The sequence below is a fragment of the Providencia sp. PROV119 genome (genome assembly GCF_028482435.1).
Classification (GTDB): Bacteria; Pseudomonadota; Gammaproteobacteria; order Enterobacterales; family Enterobacteriaceae; genus Providencia; species Providencia stuartii.
The window spans coordinates 179,529-195,955 of sequence record NZ_JAMPQL010000001.1 but is presented as its reverse complement, the minus strand read 5'-3'; the positions used below and the strand labels follow the sequence as shown (position 1 = coordinate 195,955).

At 40.8% G+C, this 16,427-nt stretch carries 17 protein-coding genes and 1 pseudogene; 5 read left to right on the top strand and 13 right to left on the bottom strand.

The features are described 5' to 3' along the window. The first annotated feature begins 211 nt into the window (after positions 1-211). Positions 212-912: pseudogene (gene sanA / locus PSF11_RS00935) on the top strand (outer membrane permeability protein SanA). 54 nt (positions 913-966) lie between these two features. On the opposite strand, the gene yeiB reads toward sanA, so the two are convergent. From yeiB to PSF11_RS00920, 3 genes are all read right to left on the bottom strand, one after another. Next, on the bottom strand, positions 967-2,124 hold the full coding sequence (gene yeiB / locus PSF11_RS00930; protein WP_115113559.1) for a DUF418 domain-containing protein YeiB: 1,158 nt from the start codon (positions 2,122-2,124) through the stop codon (positions 967-969). Between the two features lie 6 nt (positions 2,125-2,130). After that, positions 2,131-2,790, bottom strand: coding sequence for a GTP cyclohydrolase I FolE (folE, locus tag PSF11_RS00925; protein ID WP_004917919.1), 660 nt, complete (start codon positions 2,788-2,790; stop codon positions 2,131-2,133). 214 nt (positions 2,791-3,004) lie between these two features. Further along, positions 3,005-4,174: a YbfB/YjiJ family MFS transporter gene (locus tag PSF11_RS00920; RefSeq protein ID WP_036943552.1), complete on the bottom strand. Its 1,170-nt coding sequence runs from the start codon at positions 4,172-4,174 to the stop codon at positions 3,005-3,007. Between the two features lie 248 nt (positions 4,175-4,422). Between PSF11_RS00920 and moeA the strand changes: the two genes are divergently transcribed. The 4 genes from moeA to PSF11_RS00900 all read left to right on the top strand — a co-directional run bounded on the left by moeA (position 4,423) and on the right by PSF11_RS00900 (position 7,484). Then, positions 4,423-5,664, top strand: a complete 1,242-nt coding sequence (gene moeA, locus PSF11_RS00915; protein ID WP_053110319.1) for a molybdopterin molybdotransferase MoeA — start codon at positions 4,423-4,425, stop codon at positions 5,662-5,664. Beyond that, complete coding sequence (gene moeB, locus PSF11_RS00910) at positions 5,664-6,422, top strand: molybdopterin-synthase adenylyltransferase MoeB (protein WP_004917908.1); 759 nt, start codon at positions 5,664-5,666, stop codon at positions 6,420-6,422. Before moeA ends, moeB begins: the two co-directional genes overlap by 1 nt. A 162-nt stretch (positions 6,423-6,584) precedes the next feature. Further along, complete coding sequence (locus tag PSF11_RS00905) at positions 6,585-6,920, top strand: zinc ribbon domain-containing protein YjdM (RefSeq protein WP_004917906.1); 336 nt, start codon at positions 6,585-6,587, stop codon at positions 6,918-6,920. A 216-nt stretch (positions 6,921-7,136) separates the two neighbouring features. Continuing rightward, positions 7,137-7,484 (top strand): hypothetical protein, encoded by a 348-nt coding sequence (locus PSF11_RS00900; RefSeq protein ID WP_169342108.1) that lies wholly within the window; start codon positions 7,137-7,139, stop codon positions 7,482-7,484. A 386-nt stretch (positions 7,485-7,870) separates the two neighbouring features. On the opposite strand, the gene PSF11_RS00895 is transcribed toward PSF11_RS00900, so the two are convergent. The 10 genes from PSF11_RS00895 to PSF11_RS00850 all read right to left on the bottom strand — a co-directional run bounded on the left by PSF11_RS00895 (position 7,871) and on the right by PSF11_RS00850 (position 16,107). Beyond that, positions 7,871-8,881, bottom strand: coding sequence for an MrpH family fimbial adhesin (locus tag PSF11_RS00895; RefSeq protein WP_060560676.1), 1,011 nt, complete (start codon positions 8,879-8,881; stop codon positions 7,871-7,873). A 54-nt stretch (positions 8,882-8,935) separates the two neighbouring features. After that, a complete protein-coding gene (locus tag PSF11_RS00890; protein WP_014657790.1) occupies positions 8,936-9,481 on the bottom strand; it encodes a fimbrial protein in 546 nt (181 codons plus the stop codon). A gap of 9 nt (positions 9,482-9,490) precedes the next feature. Beyond that, positions 9,491-10,027, bottom strand: a complete 537-nt coding sequence (locus PSF11_RS00885; protein WP_004917896.1) for a fimbrial protein — start codon at positions 10,025-10,027, stop codon at positions 9,491-9,493. Then, entirely contained in the window at positions 10,024-10,527 is a 504-nt protein-coding gene (locus PSF11_RS00880; protein WP_014657788.1) for a fimbrial protein, read from the bottom strand. Before PSF11_RS00880 ends, PSF11_RS00885 begins: the two co-directional genes overlap by 4 nt. A gap of 11 nt (positions 10,528-10,538) precedes the next feature. After that, positions 10,539-11,150 carry a fimbrial protein gene (locus tag PSF11_RS00875; RefSeq protein ID WP_004917893.1) on the bottom strand — a complete coding sequence of 204 codons (612 nt, stop codon included), beginning with the start codon at positions 11,148-11,150 and terminating at the stop codon, positions 10,539-10,541. Positions 11,151-11,182: 32 nt separating this feature from the next. Next, positions 11,183-11,932, bottom strand: a complete 750-nt coding sequence (locus PSF11_RS00870) for a fimbria/pilus periplasmic chaperone (RefSeq protein ID WP_014657786.1) — start codon at positions 11,930-11,932, stop codon at positions 11,183-11,185. A gap of 79 nt (positions 11,933-12,011) precedes the next feature. Continuing rightward, positions 12,012-14,510, bottom strand: coding sequence for an outer membrane usher protein (locus PSF11_RS00865; protein WP_014657785.1), 2,499 nt, complete (start codon positions 14,508-14,510; stop codon positions 12,012-12,014). A 37-nt stretch (positions 14,511-14,547) separates the two neighbouring features. After that, positions 14,548-15,078, bottom strand: a complete 531-nt coding sequence (locus PSF11_RS00860) for a fimbrial protein (RefSeq protein WP_004917888.1) — start codon at positions 15,076-15,078, stop codon at positions 14,548-14,550. Positions 15,079-15,123: 45 nt separating this feature from the next. Further along, on the bottom strand, positions 15,124-15,639 hold the full coding sequence (locus PSF11_RS00855; RefSeq protein ID WP_014657784.1) for a fimbrial protein: 516 nt from the start codon (positions 15,637-15,639) through the stop codon (positions 15,124-15,126). A gap of 141 nt (positions 15,640-15,780) precedes the next feature. Then, entirely contained in the window at positions 15,781-16,107 is a 327-nt protein-coding gene (locus tag PSF11_RS00850; RefSeq protein ID WP_004917882.1) for a helix-turn-helix domain-containing protein, read from the bottom strand. Between the last annotated feature and the right edge of the window lie 320 nt (positions 16,108-16,427).

Sequence of the window (16,427 nt, the reverse complement as noted above, 5' to 3'; positions counted from 1 at the left end):
ATCATGTACCTACTGCCGCAAGTGATAGATAGAAAATTGATCTACATCAACTAGGTTAGATTTTTCTTATTAGCCACCAATTCGCATTTTTGCACTATCGACAGAACCCTCCCTTAAATCGATTGACAGGACTTTACGTTGCCCGACTTGCTTCCCCTATTTAACTCAAGTAGCCTTATCACCATGACTATTAATATTAAAGGCAAGGACAATGAGGAAACGTCTGCTTTATGGTCTGATAGCGATTTTAGGGATAGCGTTAGTCACTATTATTTTACTTGACCGTTGGATAGCATGGGATACGGCTCCTGATATTTATGAAGATGTCGCTGATCTGCCAATACGTGATGTTGGTATGGTATTGGGTACATCTAAATATTATTCAAGTGGCGTCCAAAATTTATACTATAGCTACCGAATTCAGGGGGCAGCAGATGCTTATCACAGTGGAAAGGTGAAGTATCTACTGCTTAGCGGTGATAATGGTGCACACAGTTATAATGAACCCATCGCCATGCGTAGGAATTAATCAAAGCAGGCGTGCCCGCTTCAAAAATTGTTCTCGACTTCGCAGGGTTTAGAACATTAGATTCTGTTGTGCGCACACGGAAAGTATTTGATACCGACAATTTTACGATTATTACCCAGCGCTTCCATTGCGAACGCGCGTTGTTTATCGCTAAGCACAAAGGGATAGATGCGCAATGTTTAGCGGTACCAACACCAAAAGCGATGTTTAAAGTAAGAATACGTGAAGTGTTTGCTCGGTTGGGGGCTTTAGCGGATCTCTATGTTTTAAACCGCGAACCTAAGTTTTTAGGGGAGCAAGAGTCTATCCCTGCGCCCATTAAAATGCCAGAAGGGATCAAGGGCTATCCGGCTGTTTCTCCCGATGAAATCAACAAAATTTAAAAATTTCTAGCAATCAGGCAGGGTAACTGCCTGAATTGTTTTATCTCGCCTTTTCTATATTCTATCTAACTTTTCGGTCAACCTTCGCCACGCCCACTCCATCGGGCCTTGATGAAAAAAGGAGAGCCAGAAATAAGAAAATAATAGGTTTACCGCCCAAATTGGCACAATAAAGAGCAACAACTCAGACCGTGAAAAATGGTTGAAATAGCCTAAATAATAAAAAATCGTCACACAAATTAAGGTTTGCAATAAGTAATTACTTAATGCCATTCGCCCCGTGCACTGTAGCATTTTGGCCAACACACTATGCTGTAGCGTTCCCCAAAAACCGTAAATAAGGGCGATATAACCAAAAGATTGTAATGGGGACATCAATTCGTTGACAACATAGCCCACAATGGCTGTCGCAAAATAACTCCATCCTGATAGGCTTTGCATATAAAGAGATACGGCTTGAACAAGCAAAGCGGGAATAATTAATAGCATTGCCATACGTCGATAATGCTGGGAACTGAATTGCCCGCTTAACCATCCACTGCGCATCGCGACATACCCCGCGATCATTAGCCCCAGCAGCTGCCACCCATACTGAATAAACAGCATTTCCACCATGGTTAACATCGATTGAGTGCGATAGATTAAGCTAACACTCCCCCCCGTAGTGTTTCCCAGTGATTCGTACAACGCTTGCTCTTCAGAAACGACCCAAAAATCACTCGACCCCACCGTGCTACCTAACAACAATAAACTCACTAATCCAATAAAATAGACAAAGCCTGCTATTTTTAATAGGTTGCCAGAGTCATATTGTTTAAATATCAGTAATGCAATACATCCCGTTACTGCATAAGCAAATAAAATATCTCCTGACCAAAAACCGATACCATGAATCAGCCCTAGTACCGCCAAAATGACTAAACGACTCATATTCCATCGGTCGCCTTTGCGACGTAATAACGCTAACGTCGCACCAAATAAAATCGAAAAAATCGTTAAAAACTTACCCTGAATAAATAGGTTAAAAACCACCCAAGTAGCCATATCAGTTTGGCTAATAGATTGAGAATAAACAGGATTAATATAAGCCATTTGCGGCAAAGCAAACCCAAAAATATTCATTAATAGAATACCTAAGATTGCGATGCCACGTGTTGCATCAAGCCTATCAATTCGCCCTTCTTGGGAGCGATGCGATAATATGGCAGTCATAATAGATTACAGGTGACGCACTGCGCGCAAAAACTCTTGACGTGTGTTTTGACTAGATTTAAACAGTCCTCCCAACGAGGTGGTGGTGGTGGCACTGGTCGCATCACGGATGCCTCGAGCTTTAACACAGTAATGCACAGCATCAATTGATACCGCAACATTATTAGTATCTAGCAATGTCTGCAAGGCCACCAAAATCTGCTGAGTTAAGCGTTCTTGTACTTGAGGACGTTGTGAGAAAAATTGAACAATACGGTTGATTTTTGACAGGCCAATCACTTTATCTTTCGGAATATAAGCAACTGTAGCCTTACCATCAATAGTAACAAAATGGTGTTCACATGTACTTGTTAAGGTAATATCACGCACAGTGACCATCTCATCAACTTTCATTTTATTTTCAATGACGGTGATTTTTGGGAAGTTCGCGTAATCTAGACCTGAAAAAATTTCATCGACATACATTTTAGCGATGCGCTTTGGTGTATCCGCCAAGCTATCGTCAGTTAAGTCCAAATTCAGTAACTTCATGATCTCTGTCATATGCCCTTCAATCAGTTGCTTACGCTCTTCGCCTGATTTTGGTTGGATACGCAACGGGGTTTCAAGCCCTCTTGCTTCCAAAGCAGCATGCACCAATTCGGCTTCTTTACTCAGAGATGACATTAGATTCTCCACAAACGATATAACGATTTTTTATGAAAATGCAGGTGTGCGCTGTACTCTAAAACAGCAAGTTTAGATAATCCAGCATTACATCCATAGATCAGATGAAATATTTGCATCAACAAATATTCATTTTATCAGGATAGCCTTTGATGCTCCCCTCGGATATATCATCATTTAACTATAATTAATAACATATTTTCAGAGCTATTCTTTATCGAGAACGGCGATAAACTAACCCACCCGCGACACACAATGCGATAAACGCACTGTATAAAGCAGGTTCTAGTTTTCCGGTGAATGTCGTGGAAATAAAAGACAACATAGGGCCAATAAGCTGCCCGATTGCATAACATGTCGTGAGTAAACCCGCCATAAAACGGTTATGTTCCGGGGCCAATTCACGTCCTAGTTGCATTGACAACTGTACCGCACACATAAGCCCCCCACCAATTAGGATTGCAGCAATCACCAACCCTGAAATACCCGAAATAACTTCTGAGATTAATATTCCGATCCCTTGTAACCATAAAGTGATCGCTAATCGGTTTTGGGTTGTCGAGAAATTACGTAGTAGCATGGCGATTAGAATGCCAACCACCGCGGATATACCAAAGACCGGCCAAACAAATTGGGCAAATAAACTATCAGGGAAACGCTGCGCGGCCATTTGTGATAAAAATGTCGCTGGCAAAATATAACCAAAGCCAGCCAATCCATAGCTCCATACCAGTCGCTTGATTTCTGGCGTAAGCTGAAGTTTTTTTATTTCCCCGACAGGCCGATGCCACTGCCCCGTACGTGGAATATGGCAGCTAATGTATAGACTAAAAATTAGTGCTAACCCACCGTAGATTAACCAACCTTGGCTGGCAGATAATTGCCAATCTTGGATGGCTACCGCAAACAGACCGCTAAGAAATATTCCAGCTCCGGTTCCAGCAAATACCGCCACACTTAATGCAGGTCGATTTAATTTTGCTAAATTCTCATTAGCCCAAGCAACCACGAGTACCAGTGCCATGCCACTCGCCCAGCCAATAAAAAAACGGGCAATACTATGTAAAATAGGGCCATCAAGAAGTGCGGAAATCAAGGTTATCGCAACGGCTCCCCATATTCCCAACCACATGCGTCTTTCAACGTGTTGACGCGCACGCATTGCATCAAAGGAGCCCAACAAATACCCTAAATAATTAAAAGCAGCGACCACACTGGCTGTAGAGAGTGTAAGTTGATGCTCTTCAATCATTAAAGGGACTTGGGGAGTTAGCGTAAAGCGCCCTATCCCCATAACAACAACGAGCGAAAGAAATCCACTAAAAGCAATATGGAAGGCGGCTGCACTACGGCTAGGGTGCGCCTGTTCATTGGCGGAAACCATAAATTCCTTAGTTTCATTTAGAATGCAATAATTAATCAGATTACTTTTTAACATAACATTAACAAAAATACAATTTATGTCCGTAGGGCTATCTAAGGCATTTATTCGCGCGAGACTTCTCGTAAAATCCAACGAAAAGCTATTCTTAATCAATTTCTATTCATTCACCCCTCGCGATATCTCTGCCATAATAAGCAGCACGACAAAATCTTAAGCCTCAATGGCAAAGCAGAATAATAGGGGTACTAATGGACATGTGTCATACCGCTGGGTTGATCTCACTTGAGCAAGCACTCGATAAAATACTCACTCAAACACAAACAGTGACTCACTCAGAGCGCATTCCGCTCACAGAATCGGCCCAACGCATCACCGCAGCCGACATCACCTCGCCAATGAATGTTCCCCCATTTGATAACTCTGCAATGGATGGATATGGTTTTCGTTTCGCTGAGTGGGATGGGAAAACCCCTATGCCTGTAGCAGGAAAATCATTCGCAGGTCAACCAATGCAAGGGGAGCTTCCGCACGGTAGCTGTGTGCGCATTATGACTGGCGCCCCTATTCCACAAGGTGTCGATACTGTCGTCATGCAAGAGGAAACGGAAGAGACAGCTCAAGGGGTCGTGTTTACAGGTACAGTTAAAAAAGGCAGCAATATCCGCCGTGCTGGGGAAGATATCGCAAAAGGTAGTAGTGTGATCCCCGCGGGTACTCTGCTATCCACGGCTCAATTGCCTCTTATTGCTTCTTTGGGTATTTCAACGGTTGATGTACACCGCCGTCTAAAAGTTGCGGTATTTTCTACGGGAGATGAGTTGCAAGCGGTGGGTCAACCACTCAAAGAGGGGCAGATCTACGACACTAACCGTTTTACTGTTCGCCTAATGCTCGAAAAACTTAACTGTGAGGTTATCGACCTTGGTGTTATTCCTGATTCCCCTGAAAAGCTCAAGCAGACCTTTATTGATGCAGATAACCAAGCTGATTTAGTGATTAGTAGTGGTGGCGTCTCCGTGGGTGAAGCGGATTACACCAAACAAATTTTAGAGGAGCTAGGAGAAATCGGCTTCTGGAAGCTAGCAATCAAACCCGGTAAACCATTTGCTTTTGGTAAACTCCATTCAGCGTGGTTTTGTGGATTACCGGGTAACCCAGTTTCCGCAGCACTCACCTTTTATCAACTCGTGCAGCCGTTGATTGCTCGCCTTTCAGGGAATAGCCAATGGAAAGCGCCAATGAAATTTAAAGTTCCTGTTACCACACCGTTGAAAAAAAGCCCCGGTCGTCTGGATTTTCAACGCGGGATCCTAAGCGTCAATGAACATGGGCAACTGCAAGTTGCAACAACTGGCCACCAAGGCTCTCATGTATTTAGCTCCTTTAGCTTAGCCAACTGCTTTATCGTCTTAGAAAGGGAGCGTGGGCATGTCGCGGTAGGCGAAACCGTTGATGTCGAAATGTTTAATGACTTACTCAAAAGCGAATAATGACCGTGCAAGAGCTTACCGATCAAGAGATGTTGCGTTATAACCGCCAAATCATTTTACGTGGATTTGATTTTGACGGGCAAGAGAAACTCAAGGCCAGCAAAGTGCTGGTCATTGGCCTTGGTGGTTTAGGTTGCGCAGCCACACAATACTTAGCTGCCGCTGGTGTAGGTCAACTCACTTTAGTCGATTTCGATACTGTTTCACTGTCTAATCTACAGCGACAAACCTTGCACCGTGATGCGACGATTGGTCAACCTAAAGTTGATTCAGCTAAAGCACAGTTAGCCGCAATCAATCCACATATTTGTATTGAAACGGTCAATGCACAGTTGGACGATGCGCAACTGAATGAACGGATAATGACCCATGATGTTATCCTTGATTGCACTGATAATGTGGCTATTAGAGAGCAGTTAAATCGCTTATGTTTCCAGCATAAGAAACCACTTGTTTCCGGTGCCGCTATCCGTATGGAAGGGCAGCTATCTGTTTTCACCTATCAAGAAGGAGAGCCTTGTTACCACTGCTTGAGCCGCTTGTTTGGTGAAAATAGTCTAACCTGTGTAGAAGCCGGCGTAATGGCGCCTTTGGTTGGTACGATAGGTACACTCGAAGCAATGGAAACCCTCAAATTGCTCACCCAATATGGCAAGGTCAATACTGGTAACGTGTTGTTTTTTGATGCGATGACGATGGAATTCCGCCAATTCAAACTGACCAAAGACCCCCATTGTGAAGTGTGCGCACACCAATAATTTCTTCCATTAGGGCGGTGACAAACGCACCGCTCGATTAAGAATATTCCTAAAAAATAAATTATTTTTGCTTTAACCTTATACTATCCCCTTTCGTGTTGGCTGACATCAATAAGCAGTCATCACTTTACATTTTTAAATAAGTTACTGAGAGTATTTAATATGCAATTCCCTCCTTGCCCGAAATGTCAGTCTGAATACACCTATACTGATAACGATATGTATATCTGCCCTGAGTGTGCGCATGAATGGAATGATGCCGAGCCTGTAGAAGAAAGCGATGAGTTGATCGTTAAAGATGCTAACGGGAACCTATTAGCGGATGGCGATACCGTCACTGTCATTAAAGATTTAAAAGTGAAAGGTAGCTCATCAATGTTGAAAATTGGTACTCGAGTAAAAGGCATTCGCTTAGTCGAAGGCGACCACAATATCGATTGTAAAATTGATGGTTTCGGCCAAATGAAGCTGAAATCTGAGTTTGTGAAAAAGAATTAATTAACTTGTTCAGTTAAATACTAAGACCTAGCTCAGCTAGGTCTCAAAGTGCGAATAACGTCCTCATTTTTTATTGAGGCGTTTGATCTAAAAAGGTTCCAGTATCCCCACCTCGTCAGCTGACAAAATTCCCCCCATGAAACTATGATTAACTTTGATCTCAATCGGATGTTTGTATAGGCTGTACCGTAAGATATTATTAGTCTGGTAAATTAAGTGATCGATAAGAGCCAATTTAAAAATCTGAAGTTTTTTGAAAATGAGCCATTGGTTCACCATTTGAATTACCCTCTGTCGGAAACAGCCGAAAGAAACATACTGAATGGCTGGCTTCCTTCATGCATGGAAGATAAATGGCTATCATACAGTGAGGATGGCTGTGTTTTCGTTCACAGAAGCTGGACTGGGCATTTGATGTATAAATTCACGATCCGTGATGGAAAGATACAACGCGTAGAGATTGCGATGGATGATTTTGTGAATATGACTGTCGAGCGAAAAATCGAGGTCTTTTTATCACTTTTACCGCATTTATCAAAAGAGCATTCGAACGGTTGGGAGTAGCGTAGCCTCTCTGTATGATCAGGGCGCTACGTTCATCTCTATATGCTTGTTGTCGAATTAATTTCTTAGAAAGAATGATGTCTAGATTAGTCATCACCTTTGAGAACTCATTTAACGATAACAGTCTGTTGGCCTAGCTCAGCTAGGTTTCAGAGCGTTCACAAACTTAATGAGGCTTAGATTCGGTCTCGAAACATAATAAATGATGATTAGAAAAATCATTTTTTGACCGACAATACACATTGGGAAACCACACTGTTCCCGATGTTATCAATACATAATCTGCTAAATAATTTTTAGAAACGTGCTTAAAAGGATTGGTCAGTCAATAAAGCAAACGGCTCACAATAACGAAAGCGAGCCGTTTAAAGTCTATATAATACTCTTTAAAACATACTCGTTACTAATACCACAGTTCCCTGATATTCCCCAGCAGCAATACTTCCTGAACTATGTAATGTCGATTCCACATTAAAAGGCGTTTTTACATTCATAGCCGTATCAATCGTGTATTGTTCATTACCTGAAGAGCAAGTGTTGCGTGCACAGACCTTTGCTTCTGAATATAAGCCTGGTGCAAGAATGGTATTGCTGGTAGTGCCGTTACCGAGTAACTGTGTGGTCACTTTGGTATTCCCTGTACAGGTTACATACCCTGTGGCCGTTGCCTTATGTCCATTGAGCTGATTAGAATCCACCGTTCCATGATCCAGTAATGTCGACATCTCAAATGTACAAGCAATCGGTACTTCGGGTGTAGAACGTGTACAGTCCGTTTCATCGATGCCACTACCTGCAACTAAAGAAGATGATGTGTTATTCGCACCATATACATTCACCCGCCAACATATTCGTCTAAAATCGTTCGGATTCGCCACACTAGATATAATTATTGGAGCCGCTTGGCCTACCCCTCTAGTACCTGACATTTGAAACAGCGATAGATCATTTAAGACACTTTCACAACTCCGATTTGCGGTATACCTATAATATGAATGGTTTAATCCTCCAGATGAATTGATGTAGCGTGTTCCTGTCGGTGGTGGAGTTAAGAGAAAAGCGCCATACCTATCATAAGCAACGCTTCTTAGTAACAAAGTTATTTCAATTTCCACAGTACACTGGTTGACTGTTCTCATCCATGGAAACTGATTCACTGGCGCATAGTGGAAAAGACGGTATGAAGAAATATTGACATTAGAACAACTCCCATTCGTTAAATTTTGGGGGTTATAACAGCGCCCTGAACTCGAAGGGATCCTCACTTCATAACTGTTAACACCGATCCACTGCGAATTTATCCAAGGTGTTGATGCAAAACTTTTAGTGCCTAACAATAACAATACACTAAATAACAGATAATTTTTAAATAAACGTTGACCCCATATGTTTTTCATATGATCCTCGATTTAAACTGAATTATTGGCCCGTTGAAGACATATTTCAGCCACTTATTGGTAGCTTAGGGTGTATGTCATGGTGGCAGAAAAATTACCGGGTTTGATGCTGTTATTGGCAATCGCTCCCGCTTTTCCTTGAAGATAAGCACGTAATCGGATCGTCATGGCACCATTTTTTATCGGCTGTGATGGATAAGATACTCCACTCGTCGGATTCAATGGGAGTTTCACACCACTTAACGTTTCAATACCGATTGCGGCTCCCGATGCCTCACTATTGGCATCAAACTCTAAAAGCCCATCCGGCGTGGCGTTGCCATTAAAAATAGTCGTTACTGAATTTGCAATTGAAGCGTCACAATCTTTCAATTGAAGCTCAAATTCCTTACTTAAGATCCTGCTGTTTGAGTACAACTCTTTCGTTGAGATACTATTGAACTCAACAGAAAAGTTCTCAAATTCAGGCACAATTTCGCAGGGTTCTGCTACCAATGTGCCGCCATATGTCACTTGGCTACTATTTGTGGCAGCATATAAATTTGCAGAAAGCGCCCCCACCAACGAACTTACCCCTAAAAAAATACCCATATGCTTCATTTTTCCTCCTTAGGGGTACTGCAATGCAATGGTTGCAATCGCTTCAAAAGGGCCTTCCTGTAAGTTCACTTGTGGATCCTTTACAGGTACGGCATAGAAATTCAGCGCCGTAAAGCCATTACTAGGCAAATTAAAGGTGAAGTGGCTATTTGGTGCCACAACACTTCCATTTTCATTTCGATATAAACGTACACCGAGACCTGTTACATCGGCTTGTAACGCATTGGCATCAAAACCATTCGCAGCATCACCGCTATAAGACAGTGCTAAAGATGAAGGTCGTGACGTATAACTTCGACAATCTATATTTACGGTAAAAGGCCGTTGATGGTCGATACCGTTAATTTTATTGATACCTATGTCTTGGAAATCAATCTGTATTGATTGATTAATTCCTTTATCGCTATAAACATCACAAGGGGGATTTTCAAGTAATGTTCCTTTAAATTTCACATCCACGGTATTGGCTAATGCAGGCGACATATAAGCGCCTATCATAAAGGCAAACATGGGCTTTATTAGACGCCTGTTTTGTTTGCTCATCATAGGTACTCCACACTTAATGTGCCTGATGCATTGAATACCCCAGCATTCACCGAACCCCCATTTTTTAATACAGGGACTGCGGTTAATTTAGGTAATGTGTTAAAGTAGAAATCAACCCAACGTCCTGGCTCAGTTGCCGTGCCATCAACGCGAATTTCTAACCCCAAATCACTCTCTGATGTTTCAAGATACTGGGTGTTAAAACTGGCTGGCGTTCCACTAAATTTGAGTTTCAATGCTGGATTATTCGCAGAGCCATCACAAGCTAATGTGTAAGGGATCGACGTTTCATAACGCTGTCCATCAATATCCTTAATAACCATGTCAGGGAAATCAACAGTGATAATTTGGTTTTGATTAACGGTACAGGTTTGCTGTAATACTTTGACTTTAATCCTTAAAGTATAAATATCCGCACTAGTATTGGTACTCACTAATAAAATGCTACTGAGCACTAGGCTACGCAAACACCTCACCCGATGAATAAACGATTTTTTCATTATCACTGCTCCTATTCATAGAGCATCTGGAATGAGATCACCGCATGGTATGCTCCAGCGATTAAGAGTGATCCCGTCCTAACCGGTGTAATCGTGTAGGTCAGTTGACGTTGGCCAGAGGGTAATAACACAGGGTGACTCTCTTCCCCTAAAGACAAAACCGTACCTGACGCATTACTTAGCTGTAACCCAAACCCTTTTGCCCCCTCGACTAAAGCCAAATTAGGCATTTCATTTGTTGATGGTGCTACAAAGCGTATTTTTACCGCTGGCTGAGAGTGACTCCACGCTGTTTGTCCTGTTTTTTCATCAAGTAATGATGTTGGATGAGAAATACAATCTAATAGCTCTATTTGAAAAGGAACCGCCCGCCCTTTTGCCCCAATACGATTAAGTTGCGCAGTTTCAAAATTACCCATATCAATAGATTGGTATTCAGATGTCATCGCTAAGCGGCACGGACTTTCCGATAAAGAACCACGAACATACAACACGCCTTGTTGACCATCGACATCCCAATTATTCGCTGAATTATATAGCTGAGTATTTTCATTCATTGCCCATCCCAATGGCGCCCCTATTAGCAGCGTCCAAAAGATAGCCAATCGCTTATGTAAAGTCATTTATCTACCCTCTTTCATAGGCACCATTAGCCTTATTTCTCTGCTGCATCTGGATCAACATGGCACGTACTTCCTTGACAACTGAAAGTGAGATTAGGGCGACCACCATAGTCATTAACATAAGTCAGCACTGGCGTATTACCGAGTTGATGACTATTCACGCCAAGATTTTGCTCACTAAAAGGGGCTAGCATAATCGGCTTAAAATCTTTAATTGGTGCAGACTGATTACTTTCACCAGCTTCAATAACGGTGACATAATAAGGCGTTGGATTATTTATCGTTACGCTATTCCCCTCTTTTAATAAGGTTAATTTTTGTTGCCAAGGAACGGTATTTGGTCCGCTAATAATGGCTTTTGGCCTATAAAAAAGTTTGACCCGTGTTTGTAGTGCAATTTGTAATGTATTGGGTTTATCACTTTTAGGCGGAATTTCCCGTAAGTTGAAATAAAACAACGACTCTCTATCTTGTGGTAATGAATTGATAGCGGGTAATGCTTCAATTTTTACTTGGCTTGATTTCGCAGGCTCAATACGTTGAATAGGCGGTAACACAATTAATGGAGAGGTGATTTTTTCTCCTTTTTCATTTTCTATCCAACCTTGAGCTAAATACGGAAGTTGTTTGTTATTATTAGCGACATTTAACGATACCGATTTCTGCATTCCCTCAAAAATGATACGCGTTCGGTCCATTGAAATAGCCGCTAATACATTGGTGCTGGATAACACGCAACTGGCTAACCCAACCCCTGCAATAAATTTGGTGTTTAGTTTCATTTAATCGTTACCTTCCTATGTAGTACCTAATGTGGTTTATCAATGATTGTTCTGGGCATTTAAGCTATATGCATGACAGCTATACACGGCACGGCAATAACAATGCGTGTTCACTATTTTGAAGTGGCTCAGGGAAGGTGATTTGACATTGAGCATCACCCCCCCACTGCACACTCATCACTTCATTTGCGTTGATCCCACTAACGTAAGCGCTTCCTGAATCACCGACGATGCCGACTTCTTGCCCTTTTTGATTAAAGATTTGAGCCCCAAATGGCGGGAAAGAATGATCTGCCAAACGGATCTCCACCATTCTCTTTTGCCCTGATATGACAGAGAATTTGCGGTAACCAACAGCACCTTCTGTCAAAGTGGCTTGAACAACAGATTGTTGAGCGTCAACATCATTAGGCAACGCATTGAGATCGATACTGGCTTTATTGCGATAATAGCTACTGAGCTCAGTCACTACCGCTTTACCAAATCGGTTTGACGTTATCGGGCTGCCATAACCTTTGATAGGAACATCAGAAATACCATCAGTATCAACTAATAGACGCGTTCCTCCCATCGAACTCATACGATGGAAAGCACCGCCATTTGGTGTTAGTGTTAAACCACCATTAAAAGAAGCTCCCACTGCGCTATATTGCCCACGCATATAGCTAGCATTAGCTGTAATGCGCGAAAGATCGCCTTGATGAGTCACGAACGCACTACTTGATAGCCCCTTACGCGTATTCCCTACACTCAATTGATAGCTATTACGTTCATCAGTGCTGTTGTAATACGTCATACGATTGGTTGTATCGTGACGGTTAGTATCGAGCGAGTAGCCGATTTGTACCCCACTGCCCCATGGAATATTCACCGATAAATAACCGCTATCGTCATGGCTCTCTTGGTAAATACTACGATTTGCCGAAACCGTTAGACTGACGTTTTTAATCGTTCCAATATCAAAATATTTGGAAAACATAACGCTGTAATAATCATTATCAGGACGATCCCAGAAGGTTTGATGATTATAATTGAGGTAAACAGATGCGCCTGCGTCACTAAAATTCTTGCTCATCGATACGGTGTATTGCTCCTTACTACTGCCGTAACGTTCACCATATTGCCTAGCACTTAGATAGTCAGACATAGTCATATAGTTGCGATCAGAAAAACGGTAGCCTGCGAATTGAATTTGGCTGTCGATCGCTTCGAAACGTTTTGAGTAATTCACACGATATGAGCCACCATGTATGCGCTCTTCACTCGGTAATTTAGAAATCGAGTGCGTAATATCTCCTGAAATAGCCCCCCAACTGAGCAAATCACGTCCTAGGCCTAATGAGAGTGCATTATAATTTTGGCTATTTAGCGTTCCACTGAACAAAGACCAGCCATTAGTCACCCCCCATGAAAACTCCCCTGTGGCAAAGCTATCACCTTGGCTATGTCGATCGATATCCGTTGGCTGCCCTAAAGCTAACTTATATTGCACTTGTCCCGGACGCGTTAAGAAAGGTAGACTTGCCGTATCTACTTGGAACTGTTGCGTCGAACCATCTTGCTCTTTTACAGTGACATCAAGCTTGCCGGAAACCGCATCACTCAAATCTTGAATACGAAATGGGCCAGGTGCGACCTGTGTCTCGTAAATAGTGCGTCCTTGTTGGCTAATCATCACTGTCGCGTTGGTTTGTGCGATCCCTGTTACCTCTGGCGCATAACCACGTAAGATCGGTGGCATCATATTGATATCCGAGCGCAAGCTACCACCAATAAAGCGGAAACTATCAAAAATATTTGACTGTAAGTAATCCTCACCCAGTGTTAGTTTTGACTGTAATGATGGAATTGCACGATAGGTATAAAAGCGGTTCCAACGAAAATCGTTATTCGTTTTTACGTATGACTGAGTATTATAATCTAAACGGCTTTGCCACTCTGCACGCCAGCGCCAAGCACCTGTATTGATGCCGACAAGCCCGTTACCATTTAGTGCATAAATATCGTTACCATCATTGTAAGAATGATTGGCTGTCGCGTTTAAATTGTAATCCAACATTATTGCTGGAATACCTTCATCCCAACGAGAAGGTGGATCCCAATTAGGTGCACTATATTCTAAATAAGCCTGAGGAACGCTTACATTTAAAGAAGATGTTGAAAAATCCCCAGTAATTGACATCCCTGCTAAGCTATTAGGATCCACACATTGATTATCATTCCACCATGCCAGTGAATTATAAGCGTCTTTCGTTAGCCCCAACTTTTGTGTTTCTACAGGTGAAAGACAGGGTTCACTTCCTTTTGGATCATTTTTAGGCGTAATAAATTTAACGGGTATTTCTGATAATTCATCGCCATTCACTCTGAGAGTCAAAGAATAGCTACCCGGTATAATATAGTTGGCGCGGGAAAAATGATTTAAATTAATATTTTTTTTATCTTCGACATCTAACACATCCGTGTTAAATTCAATATCATTATGAGCAATAGAGTTTATTGGGTATATATTTAACGCAACTGAAATATATAAATAAACCATATTTGGCCGATAGGAAACCAATTTATATGAATACATATAAGCATCCCTAGTTAAATAATTTCATCAATGATTTTTAATAATATTCAAGTTTGAATCGAATCGCAGAGTAATAAGACCCTGATTGTAATGGTTTGGTATTGGAGACTAATCTCACATGATAATCCAATCTCATTGATGGTGGAGTAATATCTATTTTTGATACTGGCCTACCGGGAATAATATTTATATCGCTCGAATTTCTTAAAGATAACCCCACACCCTGAGCATCGCCAAAAATTGAAAAAATATTATCTTCAGATGGACCATCAAAAGTTAATTCAACTGCATTCCATAATTGATTCTGGCTGTTATGCCTTATTAAATTGCAATTAATAAGATGAATTGAAAAACTTTTTTCCGGACCTTTGCCATCTTGTTTAATTAAACTTATAGGAATCGTTCCTAAATCAATAGATTGTTCTTTCGAGCCTGTCGCGATTGCACATGCTGCATCTGTAATTTCTCCTTGAATAGTTAACAACCCTGTTTCTTCATCAGCATGTGCAAATGAAAGGACTCCAGAAATCAAGAAGGCCATAGTGGTATAATACATATTTTCTTTCATACTGAAGTCCTATGTTCAAAATTAAATATCAATACTTTTCAAGTATTATTTGTACTCTAATAAGAAATTAGATACTGCGGTAAAATCACCAGGAACAATCGCTTGGCCACTTAATCCTTGTAAATAAGCAGAAAAGTTCAGTGTATTTCGACCTGTTAGTAGGTTTTGGTTAGTGACCGATGAGCCATCGAATTTCACTTTTTCACCATTCATGCCTATAACCACAACACCTGCACCTGATGCTGAACCTTGTATCGCTAACATATCGCTATCAGTACCAATTGCACCGCCAGTAAAAGAAACATCAACTGTTTTCAGTGTGCTAACATCACAATCAACTAATTGAATATTAAAATTTTGTGCAGTAGATTTACCACCATCCGCTAATGAAGCATTGGAGATTTTACCCATTGGTACAATTTGGCTAGCAGTGTCAGCACTGATACCGCATGGAGCATCAATGATTTCACCTTGAAAAGATACCGTGCCACTTCCTGCGGCAAAAACGGATGAACTCATTACCCCGGAAATTAATGCTGCTAAAATAATTTTTTTACTCATAACTGCCTCTATAAAATAAGATAATAGATACCCATTATAATAAGGGGTATTGTTTCGTTTTATTTCCCATTGAGAAAATAAACATAATATCCAATATGGATATTATGTTTATTCTTACATATGATTTTAAATAAAAAGAATTTATATAACTAAAAAGTCATTCCTACTGGCATTGTTAATATCTAATATATAAATATCACTTAACTTCATTTCTTCTAATATATATTGAATTAAGATTTCATAACTAATATCTAGCGCTAATATAAAATTAAATAGCGTATCGACACTAATATGATTAATTCCCCTTTCATATCTCGAGATTTGTTGTTGAGAGATATTTAATTTAACTGCAATTTCATATCCAGATAATCCCTTTTCTCTTCTTGCTCTTTTCATGGAGGCACCAACTATCTTTGTAATAGACTTACCATCATTGGTGCTAGAATAATTAAATTTTTCTATATGCATATAGCGTCTCCACTCCTGATATTTAAGACTAATACTTACTACTTCCTTTTGTCGCGATAATTATACGAATTTAATTTATTATTTAAATACCTGTGAAAATCTCACTTTATCTAAATATAAAAAAAACCATCAATACAAAAAAATAATCTCATTTGATTACAATGAGTTATGATGATCTAATTTTGATGATCTTTATTAGAAGATGAAAATCACCACAATTACTCACTTCTGGTGATTTTATGACGATATATATTATAAAAATAAGGCATATTTTTGGTCATTTAAGTTATGACCGCTCAACAATTAACCATCAAATTATG

Excerpts from the sequence above, each read along its gene's own strand:
- yeiB (WP_115113559.1), bottom strand. The coding sequence starts at position 2,124 with ATGACTGCCATATTATCGCATCGCTCCCAAGAAGGGCGAATTGATAGG.
- folE (WP_004917919.1), bottom strand. The coding sequence starts at position 2,790 with ATGTCATCTCTGAGTAAAGAAGCCGAATTGGTGCATGCTGCTTTGGAA.
- PSF11_RS00920 (WP_036943552.1), bottom strand. The coding sequence starts at position 4,174 with ATGGTTTCCGCCAATGAACAGGCGCACCCTAGCCGTAGTGCAGCCGCC.
- moeA (WP_053110319.1), top strand. The coding sequence starts at position 4,423 with ATGGACATGTGTCATACCGCTGGGTTGATCTCACTTGAGCAAGCACTC.
- moeB (WP_004917908.1), top strand. The coding sequence starts at position 5,664 with ATGACCGTGCAAGAGCTTACCGATCAAGAGATGTTGCGTTATAACCGC.
- PSF11_RS00905 (WP_004917906.1), top strand. The coding sequence starts at position 6,585 with ATGCAATTCCCTCCTTGCCCGAAATGTCAGTCTGAATACACCTATACT.
- PSF11_RS00895 (WP_060560676.1), bottom strand. The coding sequence starts at position 8,881 with ATGAAAAACATATGGGGTCAACGTTTATTTAAAAATTATCTGTTATTT.
- PSF11_RS00890 (WP_014657790.1), bottom strand. The coding sequence starts at position 9,481 with ATGAAGCATATGGGTATTTTTTTAGGGGTAAGTTCGTTGGTGGGGGCG.
- PSF11_RS00885 (WP_004917896.1), bottom strand. The coding sequence starts at position 10,027 with ATGATGAGCAAACAAAACAGGCGTCTAATAAAGCCCATGTTTGCCTTT.
- PSF11_RS00880 (WP_014657788.1), bottom strand. The coding sequence starts at position 10,527 with ATGAAAAAATCGTTTATTCATCGGGTGAGGTGTTTGCGTAGCCTAGTG.
- PSF11_RS00875 (WP_004917893.1), bottom strand. The coding sequence starts at position 11,150 with ATGACTTTACATAAGCGATTGGCTATCTTTTGGACGCTGCTAATAGGG.
- PSF11_RS00870 (WP_014657786.1), bottom strand. The coding sequence starts at position 11,932 with ATGAAACTAAACACCAAATTTATTGCAGGGGTTGGGTTAGCCAGTTGC.
- PSF11_RS00865 (WP_014657785.1), bottom strand. The coding sequence starts at position 14,510 with ATGTATTCATATAAATTGGTTTCCTATCGGCCAAATATGGTTTATTTA.
- PSF11_RS00860 (WP_004917888.1), bottom strand. The coding sequence starts at position 15,078 with ATGAAAGAAAATATGTATTATACCACTATGGCCTTCTTGATTTCTGGA.
- PSF11_RS00855 (WP_014657784.1), bottom strand. The coding sequence starts at position 15,639 with ATGAGTAAAAAAATTATTTTAGCAGCATTAATTTCCGGGGTAATGAGT.
- PSF11_RS00850 (WP_004917882.1), bottom strand. The coding sequence starts at position 16,107 with ATGCATATAGAAAAATTTAATTATTCTAGCACCAATGATGGTAAGTCT.